Genomic DNA, 17,472 nt, shown 5'->3' on the forward strand with positions numbered 1-17,472 from the left:
AATGTCTGTTCCTAATAGAGAAAAATTTTATTTAGAAGAATATGAACCTCCTAAACCATCCGCTAAAGATAAATTAATGTTAGCACCACTGCCGGAAATGGTACCAACGAGTAAATTAAAAAAAGTGAGTTTGCTAGAAAAAGTTGTGTTTATTAGTTTCATAGTGACACTTTTATGTTTATCAGTCGCAACGATTAAACTAACCACAGCAATTAATCGTGAAGAAGAAGCGATTACGACAATGCAACAAGACACTGTTCAAGCCAAAAAAGATATTAATCGACTAGAACAGGAACGTAACGAATTGCTAAGACAAGATAGAGTAAAAGGGATCGCAAATGACGCGGGTATTAAATTACACGAAGATAATATAAGGACGATTCGATAATGATTAATAAAATTAAAAAATTCTTTATTCAACTAAATAAAAAAATACAATCTAAAAACTTAACTCCTGCTCGAAATCGAAAAAAAGTTGGAGTTATTTTGTGTTACACGGCAATATTTGTTTTTAGTCTATTTACATTAAGGTTTATGTATATCATTACGGTAGGTAGAGTAGGGTCAACTAGTTTAGATAAAGAACGTCAGAGTTTGTATCAAGGGAGTAGCGTTATTAAAGCAAAAAGGGGTACCATTTTTGATCGAAATGGTATAGCTATTGCTGAAGATGCTACTTCTTATTCGTTATATGCTGAACTAGGTAAAGACTATATTGGACTTGGTGGAAAAGAATTATTTGTTCATGATAAAGACAAACAAAAAATTGCTGATATTTTGAATAAGTATGCAGGAGTCGAAAAAGAAACAGTCCTAAAACAATTAGAGCCTAAAAAAAATGATAAAGGTAAAGAAATTACACATGTAGAGTTTGGGTCTAAAGGAAAAAATCTGTCGTTAGAAACCAAAAATAATATTGAAAAAGCTTTAGAATCTGATGGTATTACAGGTATTTACTTTACTGAACACCCAGATCGGATGTATCCTAATGGACGTTTTGCCTCTTACTTAGTCGGCTACGCTGCACCTATTAAAGAAGACGGTGCTGATACAGAAATAAGTGGAAAAAAGGGTATGGGAATTGAAAATGCATATGACGATGTTTTAAAGGGGACAGATGGTCATAAATATTTTCAAAAAGATAGTAAAGGTAATGAACTACCTGGAACAGCAGTTGTGGATAAAAAATCGATTGATGGAAAAAATATTTATACAACATTAGATACTAATTTACAGGTGAGAATGGAAGATGCAATGGATGAGGTCTTCAAAAAAGCCGAACCTGTCAGTATGACAGCTGTCTTAATGAGTGCTAAAAATGGTGAAATTTTAGCAGCTTCACAAAGACCAACTTTTGATCCTCAGACATTGGAAGGTTTATATGAAGAAGAAGGAAAACCAACCCCAGTTTGGGAAAATTTACTTGTTCAATCTGCATTTGAACCTGGATCAACGATGAAAATTTTCACAGTCGCTTCAGCAATTGATTCTAATAATTTAAATGAAAATGAAACGTTTAATTCCGGACAAATTCAAGTAGCAGACCGGACGATTAGTGATTGGAATGGTGGCGTTGGTAAGGGACCATTAACTTACCGTCAAGCTTTAGCTTGGTCTAGTAATGTGGGGATGGTCCACTTAGAACAAAAAATGAAAACGACATGGCAAGATTATTTACAACGTTTTGGCTTTGGTAAGTCGACAAAATCAGGTTTACCCTATGAAGTTTCTGGAAATATTAGTGATTCTTCTGTAGTTGATACTGCAATGACATCATTTGGACAAGCAATTGGGGTGACAAGTTTTCAAATGATGCAAGGGTATACTGCAATTGCAAATAAAGGAAAAATGCTTCAACCACAGTATATTAAAGAAATTAGTTCAAATGATGGTGAAGATAAAAAAACATATGGTCCTAAAGTTGTTGGTCAGCCAATCAAAGCAGAGACAGCCGATAAAGTTTTAGATTATATGAAAGATGTTGTTGAAGATCCAATTTATGGAACTGGTTATGATATCTATAATATCGAGGGAATTAACGTCTCAGCAAAAACTGGTACAGCGCAAATCTTTGACGAGGGTAAATTACTAACAGGTCCAACAGACTATTTGTATTCTGTTGTGCAAATTGCGCCAACTGAAAACCCTGAATATATTATGTATGTTACAATGAAACAACCGAAAGTAGGAGATGCTCCTAAAATGATTTCGGAGGTATCCAATAGTGTTTTAAAGCATGCATTTAAAGTTGATGCTGGAGGCACACAAGAAATAAATGATAAGTAATGTTAGGAGAGTTTATATATGTCAGCAGCACAATCGTTAATCCCAATATCATTAGGTTTTGCCTTTGTTTTAATGGTCATGCCTCTATTTATTGGTTTTTTTAAAGCAAAGAAAATGGGGCAAGCCATTCGAGAAGAAGGACCTGAAGCACATTTAGCTAAAACAGGAACACCAACTATGGGTGGATTGGTTTTTCTTGGAAGCATTATTTTAGCCTCACTAATTGTTGGAATTTGGCAAAAAGCGTTAACTCCATCTTTTTGGGTTGTTTTATTTATTCTATTTTTATATGGATTATTAGGATTTCTTGATGATTTTATTAAAGTGTTTAAAAAGCGCAATATGGGTTTAAACTCCTTACAAAAACTAATTGGTCAAATTGTTGGGGGGATTATAGTATATGGTGTAATTAAAGTGCAAGGAATTAGTGATGTTTTATATATTCCATTGATTGGTGACGTTCATATTGGCATTCTTTATGGTTTGTTTGTAGTCTTTTGGTTAGTTGGTTTTTCAAATGCTGTTAATCTAACAGATGGAATTGATGGTCTTGTATCTGGCTTAGGAACTATTTCATTCTTAACATATGCGATTATCGCCCATAATCAGCAACAAACGGATATCATGTTAATTTGTTTGGCAACTGCAGGCTCATTATTAGGCTTTCTAGTTTATAATAAAAAGCCAGCTAAAATTTTTATGGGTGACGTAGGTTCATTAGCTCTCGGTGGCATGTTAGCTGCAATTTCAATTTTACTTGGACAAGCTTGGACATTATTATTAATTGGTTTAGTTTATGTTATTGAAACAGCCAGTGTGATGCTTCAGGTAGGTTCATTTAAATTAAGAAAAAAAAGAATTTTTAAAATGTCGCCAATTCATCATCATTTTGAATTAAGTGGTTGGTCTGAATGGAAAATTGATGTGGTATTTTGGTTAGTGTCTTTGGTGATGTCAGGTTTGACTTTAGCCATTTTATATTTGTAAAAGGGGTCCTATCGTATGAAAAAAGTTAGTAAGTATCAAAATACAAAAATATTAGTGTTGGGTTTAGCCAAAAGTGGTGTTGCTGCGGCAAAATTATTATTTGAACTGGGTGCTTTTGTCACGGTTAATGATGCCAAAAAATTAGAAGAAAATCCTGCGGCTCAGGAATTGTTAGAATTGGGTATGACTGTAATCACAGGTAGTCATCCAACTGATTTATTAGACGAAGGATTTTCATTAATTGTAAAAAATCCTGGTATTCCTTATACCAATCCTATCTTACAACAAGCCAAAACTAAATCAATTCCTGTTATTACTGAAATTGAACTGGCATATGACGTGAGCGAGGCACCAATTATTGGTATTACAGGAACAAATGGTAAAACCACAACAACAACGATGATTGCGAATATTTTAAATTACCATCGAACAAAGGGAAAAGCACTTTTAGCTGGTAATATTGGTTTTCCTGCTAGTGATGTTGCAACTAAAGCAACTACTGCAGATGTTATGGTGACTGAACTATCGAGCTTTCAACTTTTAGGAACGATTGATTTTAAACCAACAATTGCTGTGATTACGAACTTATTTGAAGCTCATATCGACTATCATGGGACTCGTGAAGATTATGTGGCAGCAAAGTGGCGCTTACAAAAAAATATGACAGCTGATAACTTTTTGATTTTAAATTATAATCAAGATGAAATCCGACAATTAGCTAAGAAGACAGAAGCAACAGTTGTTCCGTTTTGTACGAACGGACTAACTGTTGAGGGAGCTTACTTATTGGATAAAAAACTCTATTTTAAAGAGGACTATATCATGGATGTGGCTGATTTAGGTGTTCCAGGTATGCATAATGTCGAAAATGCTTTAGCAGCAATTGCTGTAGCAAAATTATTAGGGACACCGACTGACGCTATTCGTGTGGCTTTATGCCAATTTTCTGGCGTAAAACATCGTACTGAATTCATAGGCGTATTTGATGGTAAAAAAGTGTACAATGATTCTAAGGCGACCAATATGTTGGCAACAGAGAAGGCTTTAAGTGGATTTAATAATCAAGAATTAGTATTAATTGCTGGAGGTTTAGACCGTGGTAATGACTTCGATGATTTATTGCCATATTTAAGAGGCTTAAAAGCAGTAGTACTAACAGGAGAAACGAAACATAAATTACAAAAAACATGTCAAGAGGCAGGGATTACTGAGATTATCTTAGTTGATACAATGCAAGAAGCCGTATCACAAGCAATGCGTTTAGCAAGTGAGAATGATAACATCTTACTTTCTCCTGCTTGTGCAAGTTGGGATCAGTATAAAACATTTGAAGAACGTGGCGATTGTTTTGTTTCAGAAGTTCAAGAATACGTAGGTAGGTTAACCAAATGAAAATATTAGTTTCTGGTGGCGGAACAGGTGGTCATATTTACCCCGCCGTTTCTTTAATTAAACATATTAGGCAAATTAATCCTAATGCAGAATTTTTGTATGTGGGAACAAAAAAAGGTTTAGAAAGTAGTATTGTTCCTGAACAAAATATTTCTTTTAAGACCATCGAGATTCAAGGATTTAAACGTTCACTATCTTTAGATAATATGAAGACTGTCTATCTGTTTCTTAGAAGTATTAGTGAGTCAAAAAAAATTATTAAAGATTTTCAACCGGATATTGTTATTGGGACAGGTGGCTATGTTTGTGGAGCAGTTGTGTATGCTGCTCATAAATTAGGAATTCCAACTATTATCCATGAACAAAATAGTGTCGCTGGTATGACTAATAAATTTTTAGCTCGTTATGTTGATAAAATTGGTATCTGTTTTCCAGATGTAACGAAGGATTTTCCTGAAGATAAAGTTGTTTTAGTTGGTAACCCACGAGGTCAAGAAGTTGTTGGAATTAAAAAATCAGATATTTTAAAAGAATTCGGCTTAAATCCGAAAATACCAACTGTGTTAATTTTTGGTGGTAGTCGTGGTGCGCAAACGATCAATAGAGTGGTTTTAGAAAGTCTCAAATCGTTTCAAACCAAACCTTATCAAGTACTTTATGCATCTGGAAAAATTTATTATCCAGATGTAGAAAAAGTGTGGAATAATGAGTCTAGTAACAGTGTTAAAGTAGTTCCATATATTAATCATATGGAACAAGTTTTAAGCAATGTTGATTTAGTCATTGGACGGGCTGGTGCAACATCATTAGCAGAAATCACATCACTAGGTTTACCATCAATTATGATTCCGAGCCCTAATGTAACCAATGACCATCAAACTAAAAATGCACAAAGCCTTGTTAAACGTGGTGCTTCAGTTTTACTGGCAGATGGCACATTGACTTCCAAACAACTTATCGATGAAATCGATCAAATCATGTTAAATGAAGAACTTCGCTTGGATATGGCGAAAGCATCAAAAGCTGAAGGGATTCCAGATGCTAATGATCGGTTATACAATTTAATAAAGTCACTCGTGTGATGGATTAAAGGGGGTAGGATTTTTGGATAAAAAGCTGAAAAATAATGGTGATAGTGAATTACAAAATATCAGTGAAACAAAAGAGTACGCCGATAAAAGTAATCTTATGAAACAAAAAAAAATAAAAGATACTGATTCTGTACATAAAAAAGTAAATCAAAAATTAACTTGGTTTTTAGGGATTTTAACTTTAGCTGTTTTTATTAATTTATATTTTATATCACCTCTGAGCAAGGTTCAAAAGGTTACTTTTGTTGGCGTCAACAATGGATCTGAATCTGCTATATTAAAAGAATCTGATATTAAAATTGGATCTTCTATTTGGCCACAATACTTTAAGCGAAATGTCTTAGAAAATAATATTTTGTCAAAAGATCAGCGAATTAAAGCAGTCGCTATTAATTTATCAGGACTAACCTCTTTTCAAGTGTCTGTTGAAGAGTATCCAACTATTGGCTACTTAAAAGAGAAAGATGATTATTATGAAATATTAGCAAATGGGATAGTATTAAAGCAAAAAGCTTCTTCTGCAAAAAAAGAATTACCCATTTTCACTAATTTTGAAAAAAATCAAGCATTGAAAGAATTTGTTAAAGCCTATAATCAATTTGATCAAACTACTCAAAAAAATATCTCTCAGGTCGAATCGTTAAGTAATAAAAAAAATCCTTATAAAATCAAAATGACTTTGCGTGATGGTAACCAAATTATTGCGTTATCAAATACAGTTGCTAGTAAAATGCCATTTTATTCTAAAATTGCGAAAGAAATGTCGAATAAAGGAATCATTGATATGGAAGCTGGAGCAAATGGTATTTTTTCTTATCCATTTGAAGAGACAAAAGAGTCTGAGGTCAATATTGACGGTTTTAGTAATAGTAATGAAACAACTGGGCAAAGTGGTGTCAATAACTAGAAGTCAGTTTAATAAATAAACTATTTAAGTTGAAAAATTGAAAAAAAAGAATTAATAAAGGAATAATCTTTATTTCATACCCCATTTTATGATAGAATGGTGTGTGATATTATGCAATAATAGAGGAAGACTCTGTTATAAAAGTAGGAGGGAACACCTTTCATGGCAAAAACAGGAATACATGTGAGTCTTGATGTCGGTACAACATCTGTGAAGGTAGTTGTGGCTGAATATATAGAAAATCAAATTAATATTATTGGTGTGGGAAATGCAAAATCAAAAGGGTTAGATAGAGGGATTGTCATTGATATTGATAAGGCTGTTCAATCTATCCAACGAGCAATTAAACAAGCAGAAGAAAAATCAGGTGTACAAATTAGAAGTGTTAGCGTGGGAATTCCAGCTAATTTATTAGAAGTTGAAAAATGTGAAGGCATGATTGCAGTCAATGCTGAATCAAAAGAAATCACGTCAAATGATGTTAGAAATGTTGCAGCAGCGGCTGTAGTACGTTCAACACCACCTGAACGACAAGTGATTACTTTAATTCCTCAAGAATTTAAAGTTGATGGTTTTGAAGGAATTAAAGATCCAAGAGGAATGATTGGTGTCCGCTTGGATATGAAAGGCTTGCTATTTACTGGACCGAAGACGATTGTTCATAACATTAGAAAATGTGTTGAAAAAGCTGGGTTAGCAGTTGAAGAAATGGTTATTACGCCATTAGCTTTAGCAAATTCAATTTTGTCAGATGGTGAAAAAGACTTTGGAACGGTTATTATTGATATGGGTGGAGGTCAAACGACGACTTCTGTCATGTACGAACGTGAGTTAAAATTCTCTCATGTTGAGCAAGAGGGTGGCGAATTTGTTACTAAAGATATTTCAGTTGTATTAAATACGTCATTAAGCAATGCTGAAGCTTTAAAAATTAATTATGGCTATGCTTATCCAGATAAAGCGTCATCTAATGAAGAGTTTCCAGTTGATGTCATTGGGCAAAATGAACCCGTTAAAATTGACGAACGCTATTTATCTGAAATTATTGAAGCCCGTGTTGAGCAAATTTTTAATAAATCTAAATTTGTATTGGATAATATTGATGGCTTGAATTTGCCTGGTGGAGTTATTCTGACAGGTGGGGCAGCTAGCCTACCTGGCGTTGTAGAATTAGCTTCAGATATTTTCGGAGCAAATGTGAAACTATATGTACCAAATCATATGGGATTACGTAATCCAGTCTTTGCGAATGCAATTGCTATTGTGGAATACGTTACACATTTAGATGAAGTTTACCATGTCACTAAATTAGCAATTTATGGAAATAAATCAACGTTAACACAGACAAATCGTGAAGTCGTTGAACAACCACGTGTTGAAGAACAACCAGTTCAACCAAAACAAGAACCAATTAATGAAATTGAACCAGAAGAAACAGAAAAAGAAGGTATTGGTGGAAAAATTAAAGGCTTCTTATCAAATATATTCGACTAATATCAACGTAGGAGGAACTAAGTAATGGAATTTTCTTTAGATAATACAGTAAATACTGGTGCCGTTATTAAAGTAATTGGTGTTGGTGGTGCTGGCGGTAACGCTGTTAATCGTATGATTGACGAAGGCGTTAAAGGTGTGGAATTTATCGTAGCCAACACAGACGTTCAAGCATTACAACATTCAAAAGCGGAAACAGTTATCCAATTAGGCCCTAAATTTACTAAAGGTTTAGGTGCTGGCTCTTTACCAGAGGTTGGCCAAAAAGCAGCTAACGAAAGTGAAGAGCAAATTGCAGAAGCATTAAAAGGTGCTGATTTAGTCTTTATTACAGCTGGTATGGGTGGCGGAACAGGTACTGGTGCCGCACCAATTGTGGCTGGAATTGCAAAAGAACAAGGTGCACTGACTGTCGGTGTTATCACACGACCATTTAGTTTTGAAGGACCTAAGAGAAGCCGTTTTGCATCTGAAGGTATTTCTGAACTAAAAGATAATGTGGATACATTGGTGATTATTTCTAATAATCGTTTGTTAGAAATTGTTGATAAAAAGACACCAATGATGGAAGCATTCCGTGAAGCAGACAACGTATTACGACAAGGTGTTCAAGGCATTTCTGACTTAATTACATCTCCTGGTTATGTTAACTTAGACTTTGCAGATGTGAAAACTGTTATGGAAAATCAAGGTACTGCTTTAATGGGTATCGGTGTTGCAAGTGGCGAAGACCGCGTTATTGAAGCAACACGTAAAGCTATTGCCTCTCCATTATTAGAAACATCAATTGAGGGTGCTGAGCAAGTCCTATTAAACATCACTGGTGGTTTAGATATGACATTATTTGAAGCACAAGATGCTTCTGAAATTGTCGGTAGCGCTACAGGTGGCGATGTAAATATTATCTTAGGTACATCTGTTAATGAACAATTAGGTGATGAAATTATTGTTACTGTAATTGCAACTGGAATTGATCCTGGTAAAAAGGAAAGATTTAATCCTGCACGTAATATGTCTAACCAAACACAACAATCAATGAATCAACAAAATACTAGCCGTGCAAATACTATCGAACCATTGGATTATACCAATGCCCCTCAAAGTCATTCAACAGCTGATTCAAGTGCTTTTGGGGACTGGGATATTCGTCGTGAAACACCAACACGTAATGTGATTGATGATGCACAATTAGACTCAATTGAAAAGAAAGATTTTGAAGCTTTCACGCCTGAAAATGATTCAACTGATGATGGTGATGAAGTTAGTACACCACCATTTTTTAGAAGAAAAAGATAAGTAGGTTTTTTAATTGAAAAATCTAGAAACAAATCTCAGTAGAATTTCAAAATCCATTGCGCAGTCATGTGAAAGAAGTCAAAGAAAACCGGATGAACTAACACTAATTTGCGTTAGTAAGTCGGTTGATATAAATACTACAGAAAAAGTCGTTCAACTTGGTTTAAAGCATTTTGCGGAAAATCGAGTTGAGCAATTTCTAGAAAAAAAGTCGTATTTTGATTCTAATGATGACCTGGTTTGGCATTTTATCGGCAATTTACAACGTCGGAAAGTTAAACATGTAATTAATGAACTTGACTATTTCCATGCGCTTGATTCTCTAAAATTGGCTGAGGAAATTCAAAAACGAGCGAATCATAAAATAAAGTGTTTTATTCAAGTAAATGTATCTGGTGAAACTAGTAAACAAGGCATTAAACCGACGGAAGTTATCTCGTTTATTCGTGATCTTTCAGCATTTGATTCCATTGAAGTAGTTGGCTTGATGACAATGGCGCCTTATCAAGCAACTGAACTACAACTACATCACTATTTTTCTGAATTACGATTTTTACAGGCTAGTGTGAGACAGTTGTCTTTAACTTATGCTCCTTGTACAGAATTGAGTATGGGAATGACTAATGATTTCCCCATTGCTATTGAAGAAGGTAGTACATTTATTAGAATTGGCACGGCTTTTTTTAGCTGATAGGAAAGAGGTGGAATATATATGAATTTATTCAATCGAGAAAGTATATCAAGTTTTTTTGGGTTAGATTCCCAAACACAAGATGATGACTATGGGGATAAAAGTTATGGGGAAGAAACTAAATTGCCAAAGAATAGCCAAGTACTAAATGAACAAGCTATTTATGAAACAGAAATTGATTCGACTCCAACACACTTTAGTCAGCCAAATCAAACATTGGAAAAAGCGACTGATGTTTCACCTGTTTCTGAGCCAATTAACAAGAAAAAAGTTGTTCCGATAAATGATTTTCAAAATACTGCTGAAAGAAATCGTAAGATAGAAAATAAACGAGAACCAAAAAAAGTTAAGGTTTTTGAACCTAGTAATTATATAGAATGTCGAACGATTGCAAAGGCACTTTTTGATAATGAGGTTGCTATTATTACGTTTTCTTCAATGGAAGAGCTACAAGCACGTCGCGTTGTTGACTTTTTAACAGGAACAGTTTTTGCTATTGATGGTGATATCCAACGCATTGGGTCGGAAATATTCTTATGTACTCCAGCTAATGTTGAAGTAACATCAGCTATTGCACAAAGTTTAGTTGCAACACACTTAGGTGAATATTAAGGATGTGCAGAAATATTGATAAATTTATTAAGTTTAGTTGGTTTAATCATTAAAATAATCATACAAGTTGCAGAAATTTATTCATTTGTCTTGGTTGCGTATGCTCTAATGTCTTGGTTTCCAGGGGCATATGATACGACGATTGGTCAATGGATTATCAAGTTAGCACGCCCATATTTAAATTTATTTAGACGTTTAAATCTTAGTTTTGGGATGATTGACTTTACAATTCTTGTAGCGATTATTGCTTTGAACTTATCAACGCAAGCATTGCAACTCATTTATATAAAATTAGTTGAATTATTGTTATATTAAAAATAATTGAAGGGATGTGAGTTTTTGCTAGCTAATGTGTATCAGCACTTTCGCAAGGACGAGCATCCTTTTGTTAATCTCGTCCTCGATTGGTTAAAACAAGTAGAAGAACAATATGCGCCATATGTTACTGATTTCCTTGATCCAAGGCAGATGTTTATTGTCGAATCGTTAGTTGGAAAATCTTCTGACGTGAAGTTAGCATTTTTTGGTGGTTTTGATTCTGCTGAACGTCATTGTGCGGTTCTTTATCCTGATTATTATGAGGTGCAAAATGACGATTATGATATTGTTTTAGTAGGTATTAAATATCCAGTAAAATTTGCGAATATTAGTCATGGAAAAATATTGGGTACGATTTTAAGTACTGGAATAGAGCGGGAATGTATTGGTGATATTATTACTGATGGCGAGCAGTGGCAAGTATTCTTGAAAAAATCAATCACGCCATTTGTTTGTCAACAGGTTGATAAAATTTCGAATGTGGGCGTACGTTTGTTACCCAAAGAATTAGCAGATGTGATTCATCCAACTGATGATTGGCAGGAGGAGACTTTGACAATTAGCTCACTAAGAATTGATAATCTAGTGTCATCAGTATATAATATATCTAGACAACGTTCTAAAAAATTAATTGAATCTGGAAATGTTAAGTTGAACTGGAGAGTGATTGATAGGCCAGATGTTGTCCTTGATTATAATGATATGCTGTCAGTCCGAGGATTCGGTCGAGTTCAACTGAAAGAACTTGAAGGTAAAACTAAAAAAGACAAGTTTCGTTTAGCAATTAGGTGTTTAAGAAAGTAATTAAGAGGTGGAAAAATGGGATTAAAACCAATAGATATTACAAATAAAAGTTTTTCAACAAAATTTAAGGGATATGAACGTGACGAAGTTGATGACTTCTTAGATCAAATCGCACTTGAGTTTGAACATTTAATCCAAGAAAATCGTGATTTAGATAAAGAATTAAAACAAGCAACAGAAAAATTAAGTTATTTTAATGAATTGAAAGATTCTCTAAATCAATCAATTATTGTTGCTCAAGATACTGCTGATAAATTAAAAGAAAATGCAACGAAGGAATCAGATTTAGCTGTACAACAAGCACAAGCACAATCTGAAGATATTTTAGCACATGCTAATAAAATGTCAGATGAATTAATTACAACGGCGACAAGTAAAGCAAATAGTATTTTAAACGATGCTAGTGAGCGTGCTCGTCAACTTGCAGTAGAAACAGATGATTTGAAGAAGAAAACGCGTGTGTTCCATCGTAATTTATCTGTTTTACTTGAATCACAATTGCAAATTGTTCAAAGCAATGAATGGGATGAATTGTTAAAACCTTTTGGTGCATATGTTGATAATACACATCAAGCCTTTAAAGAAGTATTAGATGCTGTTGAACAATCAACTGGTAGTAAAACTAATACAACACCTGTAGCAATTGAAGTGAAACCAACTTTTACTAACCAAGCTACTGATACAACGGATCATTCTGAGACAAAAGCTATACCGAAACAAGCACCAAAACCAAAGCAACAGGGAGCAACTACTTCAGCGACTAATCAGGGAACACGTAGTAATAATACTCCTGAAAATCGTCAAGCTAAAAAGCATGGCCGTCCTGAACGTTCTTCTCGTAGTCGAGTTTAAAATTTATAATCAATTAATGGTGAAACAGAAAAGACAATATGATTCTTCGCAGTGAGTTAGGGATAGTGGAAACCTAACAAGACACTCATGTTGTAAAGATCCTTCACTGATAATGAAAAACTGAAATAATTAGTAAGTTTTTCCGGTTAAAAACCGTTAACATGAAAGAGATAAATGCCATCTAGTTAGATGACGTTTAAATTTGGGTGGTATCACGAAGACTTCGTCCCTTTACTAGGGAGGAGTCTTTTTTTGTTAGACAAGAAAGGAAGAATGAAAATGAAAACAAAAGAAACATTACATTTAGGTAAAACTGGTTTTCCGATGCGTGGAAATTTACCGGTAAGAGAAGTTGAATGGCAAAAAGATTGGGAAGACAATAGAGTATACGAGCGTCGTCAAGAATTAAATGAAGGCAAACCAACATTTGTTCTACACGATGGGCCACCATATGCAAATGGTAATATTCATTTGGGTCATGCTTTAAATAAAATTAGTAAAGACATTATTATCCGTTCAAAATCTATGTCTGGATTTCGCTCACCTTATGTTCCTGGCTGGGATACACATGGTTTGCCAATTGAACAAGTATTGACAAACAAAGGAATTAAACGTAAGGAAATGAGCCGTGCTGATTATTTAGAAAAATGTAAAGAGTACGCGCTGAGTCAAGTTGATAAGCAACGTGAAGATTTTAAACGTTTAGGAGTTGCAGGTGAGTGGGATAATCCTTATATCACATTAACACCAGATTATGAAGCAGCACAAATTCGTGTGTTTGGAAAAATGGCTGATAAAGGTTATATCTATAAAGGATTGAAGCCAATCTATTGGTCTCCTTCAAGTGAGTCATCTTTGGCAGAAGCTGAAATTGAGTACAAAGATGTTCAGTCGCCATCAATTTACGTTGCATTTCCTGTGAATGATGGTAAAGGATTGTTAGATTCAGACACAAGCTTTGTGATCTGGACGACAACACCATGGACACTTCCTGCTAATACGGGTATTTCTGCTAATGCGACTTTTGATTATTTATTGGTTGAAGTTGATGGCAATAAATATGTAGTAGCAAAAGAATTATTAGAGTCAGTTTCTAAAGCAATCGGTTGGGAAAATGTCTCAGTTTTAAAAGAGTTTAAAGGATCAGAACTTGAAGGAATGACAGCACATCACCCATTTTATGAGCGTGATTCTCGTATTGTATTAGGTGACCATGTAACATTAGATGCCGGAACTGGTTTAGTTCACACTGCACCTGGTCATGGTGAAGACGATTATATTGTTGGAAAAGCCAATGGTCTAGAGGTTCTCTCACCTATCGATAGCCGAGGTTGCTTTACTGACGAAGCACCAGGTTTTGAAGGGATTTTCTATGACAAAGCGAATCCAATGGTGACGGATTTATTAACTGAAAATGGTCATTTACTTAAATTAGATTTCTTTACTCATAGTTACCCACATGATTGGCGAACAAAAAAACCTGTTATTTATCGTGCAACGCCACAATGGTTTGCATCAATTGATAAATTTAGAGAAGATATTTTAAAAGAAGTTGAGCGTGTGGAATGGGTTATTCCATGGGGTAAAACAAGATTGTATAATATGATTCGCGACCGTGGTGACTGGGTAATTTCTCGTCAACGTCAATGGGGAGTTCCGTTACCAATTTTCTATGCTGAAAATGGTGAAGCGATCCTAACAAAAGAAATTACCGACCATATTGCAGATTTATTTGCAGAACACGGATCTAAAATTTGGTTTGAGTGGACTGAAAAAGAACTATTACCAGAAGGTTTTACTCATCCAGGTAGTCCTAATGGTGAATTTACGAAAGAAACGGATATTATGGATGTTTGGTTTGATTCAGGTTCATCTCATGAAGCAGTTTTAAGAGGACGTGACAATTTAACATTCCCAGCTGACTTATACTTAGAAGGATCTGACCAATATCGTGGTTGGTTCAACTCAAGTATTACGACAAGTGTCGCAATTAATGGGGTAGCACCTTACAAAGCAGTCTTATCGCAAGGATTCACATTAGACCCACAAGGTAGAAAACAAAGTAAATCATTAGGAAATACAATTGAACCTAATAAAGTAATCAATCAAATGGGTGCTGATATTTTACGTCTATGGGTAACGAGTGTCGACTATGAATCAGATGTGCGTGTTGACATGAATACACTACAACAAATTTCAGAAGTCTATCGTAAAATCCGTAATACTATGCGTTTCTTACTAGCGAATACATCTGATTTTGATGCAACTGCTAATCGCGTAGCATATGAAGACTTGCGCTCTGTTGACAAGTATCTAATGATTCGTTTAAACGAGGAAATTAAAGCAATCCGTGAGGGTTACGATAAATATTCATTCTCAACAGTTTACAAACAATTAGTTAATTTCTGTACGACTGATTTGTCAGCCTTCTATTTAGACTTTGCTAAAGATGTTGTCTATATTGAAGCAGAAGATAATTATAATCGTCGTTGTATGCAAACTGTATTCTATGATATTTTAGTTACTTTAACGAAATTAATGACACCAATCTTACCACATACTGCTGAAGAAATTTGGTCATATTTACAAGAAGAGGAAGAGTACGTTCAATTAGCTGAGTTACCAGGCTATGTAACTTACGATGATGAAGCAGATATTCTAGCAATGTGGACTGAATTTATGGCTATTCGCGATAAAGTTTTGAAAGCTTTAGAAATGGCACGTTCAGAGAAATTAATTGGTAAATCTTTTGAAGCAAAAGTAACTCTTTATCCAACGGAACCTATTAAAATGCTTTTAACAGCTTTAAATACTAATTTGGAACAAATCTTAATTGTATCTGATTTACATGTTGCAGACTCAAAAGACAGCGCTCCAGCTGAGGCAATTGATTTTGATGATGTCGCAATTTTAGTTGAAAAAGCCCAAGGTGATACGTGTCAACGTTGTCGTGCGGTTAAGGAAGACGTTGGTAGTCACTCAGATTTTCCAACTTTATGTAATCGTTGTGCAACAATCGTTGAAGAAAATTATCCTGAAGCCATTACTGAAGGATTAGAATAAATTCTAAATAAACAGGCAACATCCATTTAATTTGGATGTTGCCTGTTTTTGTATATTAAACTATTTTAATTGTCCCATTTGACGATACCATTCATCTGGTTGCCAAATCCAATTTTTGCCATCTTTTTCAAGTAAATCAAAGGCGCATTTTGGTCCCATCGTTCCCGCTTCATAATTTGGAAAATCAGGTGTTTCCTGATCCCAAGCATTGCGAATAACATCAACAATTTTCCAAGAACTCGCAACTTCATCCCAATGTGTAAAGTTTGTAGCATCACCTTTTAACGCATCTAAAATTAATTTCTCATATGCTTCAGGTGAATTTTCACTGGCTTCAGCAGAATGACGATAATCTAATCTTAGAGGATCGATATTAAAGCCTTGACCAATTTCTTTGCCATTTAAGGTCAACGAGAATCCTTCAGTTGGTTGAATAAAAATCGTTAAAATATTTTCTGGGATTTTTTGGGCTTCTTGAATTGGTGTATGTGGGTCTCTAAAAATATTAATTGGTGATTCTTTAAAAACAATATTGATACGCGTACCTTTTTCCGTCATACGTTTACCCGTTCTTACATAGAAGGGAACACCCGTCCAACGGAAGTTATCAATTAAAAATTTTCCAGCAACAAATGTTTCAGTTTCAGACTTTTCATCAACACCAGGTTCTTCACGATAACCGACAAACTGATGTTGTGAGATTTCACCAGCACCATATTGTCCACGGACAAAGGCATCTTTGACTTCATTTGGTTTATAGACACGTACAGCCTTTAAAGCCGAAATTTTTTCTTTTCGAATCGCTTCATCAGTAAAGATGGTTGGCGGTTCCATAGCTAAAAGTGCCACAACTTGAAGAATGTGATTTTGAACCATATCCTTTAGCGCGCCACTTTGGTCGTAATAGCCACCACGTTCTTCGACACCAATACTTTCAGCTAGAGTGATTTGTACATTATCGATATATTTATGATTCCAAAGTGATTCAAAAATAGTGTTACTAAAACGGATTGCTGAAATATTTTGAATCATTTCTTTACCTAAATAATGATCAATACGATAGATTTGATTTTCATCAAAAACAGCAGAAATTTCATTATTTAATTTTTCAGCAGTTTGGTAATCTGTACCGAAGGGTTTTTCAATAACCAAACGGCTAAATCCATGATCGGTCATAATTTTTTCAGACTTAATATGATGTGAAATCACGCCAAAAAATTGTGGTGCCATTGCCAAGTAAAACAAACGATTGCCATCTAATTCGTAGTCGTTGTCTAGTTTAGAAGCGAGTTTTTCTAGAACAACATATTCAGCCGTATTGTTAACATTATGAGACTGATAGTAGAAGTGACTCGTAAATTCTGCTAGTTCGTCTGGAGTGGGTGAAAGGCTAGCAATTGATTTTGCAACTACATCACGAAAGAATGTATCTGACCATTCTCTACGGGCAGTACCGATGACTGCAAAGTGTTGATTAATTTCTTTTTTTCTAAATAAACGGAATAATGACGGATATAACTTACGCTGTGCTAAGTCTCCAGTCCCGCCAAAAATGATGAATAAAGCTCTGGTTTCTTTTGTCATGTAACTTGCCAACTTTCTTCCTAATAATCGTTGCGAGGTAAACGCATCCTACATCATTTTACTTGTTACTATCAAGTAAATCAATCATTTAAAAC

General features: G+C 34.7%; 14 protein-coding genes and 1 pseudogene. 14 read left to right on the plus strand and 1 reads right to left on the minus strand.

Annotated features, from left to right (window positions below; genetic code table 11):
* Position 1: 1 nt before the first annotated feature.
* The 14 genes and pseudogenes from ftsL to ileS all read left to right on the plus strand — a co-directional run bounded on the left by ftsL (position 2) and on the right by ileS (position 15,793).
* A complete protein-coding gene (gene ftsL / locus BW732_RS09305; RefSeq protein ID WP_077276495.1) occupies positions 2-388 on the plus strand; it encodes a cell division protein FtsL in 387 nt (128 codons plus the stop codon).
* The gene (locus BW732_RS09310) at positions 388-2,286 is read left to right on the plus strand and encodes a peptidoglycan D,D-transpeptidase FtsI family protein (protein WP_077276496.1); all 1,899 of its coding nucleotides are present in this window, start codon (positions 388-390) and stop codon (positions 2,284-2,286) included. Before ftsL ends, BW732_RS09310 begins: the two co-directional genes overlap by 1 nt.
* Before the next feature lie 18 nt (positions 2,287-2,304).
* Complete coding sequence (mraY, locus tag BW732_RS09315) at positions 2,305-3,273, plus strand: phospho-N-acetylmuramoyl-pentapeptide-transferase (protein ID WP_077276497.1); 969 nt, start codon at positions 2,305-2,307, stop codon at positions 3,271-3,273.
* A 15-nt stretch (positions 3,274-3,288) separates the two neighbouring features.
* Positions 3,289-4,665 carry a UDP-N-acetylmuramoyl-L-alanine--D-glutamate ligase gene (gene murD / locus BW732_RS09320; protein WP_077276498.1) on the plus strand — a complete coding sequence of 459 codons (1,377 nt, stop codon included), beginning with the start codon at positions 3,289-3,291 and terminating at the stop codon, positions 4,663-4,665.
* Positions 4,662-5,747, plus strand: coding sequence for an undecaprenyldiphospho-muramoylpentapeptide beta-N-acetylglucosaminyltransferase (gene murG, locus BW732_RS09325; protein WP_077276499.1), 1,086 nt, complete (start codon positions 4,662-4,664; stop codon positions 5,745-5,747). Before murD ends, murG begins: the two co-directional genes overlap by 4 nt.
* Before the next feature lie 22 nt (positions 5,748-5,769).
* Positions 5,770-6,663, plus strand: a complete 894-nt coding sequence (locus BW732_RS09330) for a cell division protein FtsQ/DivIB (protein WP_077276500.1) — start codon at positions 5,770-5,772, stop codon at positions 6,661-6,663.
* A gap of 162 nt (positions 6,664-6,825) precedes the next feature.
* On the plus strand, positions 6,826-8,157 hold the full coding sequence (ftsA, locus tag BW732_RS09335) for a cell division protein FtsA (RefSeq protein WP_077276501.1): 1,332 nt from the start codon (positions 6,826-6,828) through the stop codon (positions 8,155-8,157).
* Between the two features lie 24 nt (positions 8,158-8,181).
* The gene (gene ftsZ / locus BW732_RS09340; protein WP_077276502.1) at positions 8,182-9,453 is read left to right on the plus strand and encodes a cell division protein FtsZ; all 1,272 of its coding nucleotides are present in this window, start codon (positions 8,182-8,184) and stop codon (positions 9,451-9,453) included.
* 13 nt (positions 9,454-9,466) lie between these two features.
* A complete protein-coding gene (locus tag BW732_RS09345) occupies positions 9,467-10,144 on the plus strand; it encodes a YggS family pyridoxal phosphate-dependent enzyme (protein ID WP_077276503.1) in 678 nt (225 codons plus the stop codon).
* Between the two features lie 21 nt (positions 10,145-10,165).
* Positions 10,166-10,756 carry a cell division protein SepF gene (locus BW732_RS09350; RefSeq protein ID WP_077276504.1) on the plus strand — a complete coding sequence of 197 codons (591 nt, stop codon included), beginning with the start codon at positions 10,166-10,168 and terminating at the stop codon, positions 10,754-10,756.
* Between the two features lie 15 nt (positions 10,757-10,771).
* Complete coding sequence (locus BW732_RS09355) at positions 10,772-11,071, plus strand: YggT family protein (protein ID WP_228414932.1); 300 nt, start codon at positions 10,772-10,774, stop codon at positions 11,069-11,071.
* 24 nt (positions 11,072-11,095) lie between these two features.
* Positions 11,096-11,878, plus strand: a complete 783-nt coding sequence (locus BW732_RS09360) for a YlmH family RNA-binding protein (protein WP_077276505.1) — start codon at positions 11,096-11,098, stop codon at positions 11,876-11,878.
* 15 nt (positions 11,879-11,893) lie between these two features.
* Positions 11,894-12,565, plus strand: a pseudogene (locus tag BW732_RS09365) (DivIVA domain-containing protein); the annotation flags it as partial.
* Positions 12,566-13,009: 444 nt separating this feature from the next.
* Positions 13,010-15,793, plus strand: coding sequence for an isoleucine--tRNA ligase (gene ileS, locus BW732_RS09370; RefSeq protein WP_077276507.1), 2,784 nt, complete (start codon positions 13,010-13,012; stop codon positions 15,791-15,793).
* Between the two features lie 60 nt (positions 15,794-15,853).
* On the opposite strand, the gene zwf is transcribed toward ileS, so the two are convergent.
* Positions 15,854-17,377 (minus strand): glucose-6-phosphate dehydrogenase, encoded by a 1,524-nt coding sequence (zwf, locus tag BW732_RS09375; RefSeq protein ID WP_077276508.1) that lies wholly within the window; start codon positions 17,375-17,377, stop codon positions 15,854-15,856.
* Between the last annotated feature and the right edge of the window lie 95 nt (positions 17,378-17,472).

The sequence above is a fragment of the Vagococcus penaei genome (assembly GCF_001998885.1).
Taxonomy (GTDB): Bacteria; Bacillota; Bacilli; order Lactobacillales; family Vagococcaceae; genus Vagococcus; species Vagococcus penaei.

Bases quoted from the DNA above. Each gene is read 5' to 3' on its own strand.
- ileS (WP_077276507.1), top strand. From the start codon at position 13,010: ATGAAAACAAAAGAAACATTACATTTAGGTAAAACTGGTTTTCCGATG.
- BW732_RS09310 (WP_077276496.1), top strand. From the start codon at position 388: ATGATTAATAAAATTAAAAAATTCTTTATTCAACTAAATAAAAAAATA.
- murG (WP_077276499.1), top strand. From the start codon at position 4,662: ATGAAAATATTAGTTTCTGGTGGCGGAACAGGTGGTCATATTTACCCC.
- ftsA (WP_077276501.1), top strand. From the start codon at position 6,826: ATGGCAAAAACAGGAATACATGTGAGTCTTGATGTCGGTACAACATCT.
- zwf (WP_077276508.1), bottom strand. From the start codon at position 17,377: ATGACAAAAGAAACCAGAGCTTTATTCATCATTTTTGGCGGGACTGGA.
- mraY (WP_077276497.1), top strand. From the start codon at position 2,305: ATGTCAGCAGCACAATCGTTAATCCCAATATCATTAGGTTTTGCCTTT.
- ftsL (WP_077276495.1), top strand. From the start codon at position 2: ATGTCTGTTCCTAATAGAGAAAAATTTTATTTAGAAGAATATGAACCT.
- murD (WP_077276498.1), top strand. From the start codon at position 3,289: ATGAAAAAAGTTAGTAAGTATCAAAATACAAAAATATTAGTGTTGGGT.
- ftsZ (WP_077276502.1), top strand. From the start codon at position 8,182: ATGGAATTTTCTTTAGATAATACAGTAAATACTGGTGCCGTTATTAAA.
- BW732_RS09350 (WP_077276504.1), top strand. From the start codon at position 10,166: ATGAATTTATTCAATCGAGAAAGTATATCAAGTTTTTTTGGGTTAGAT.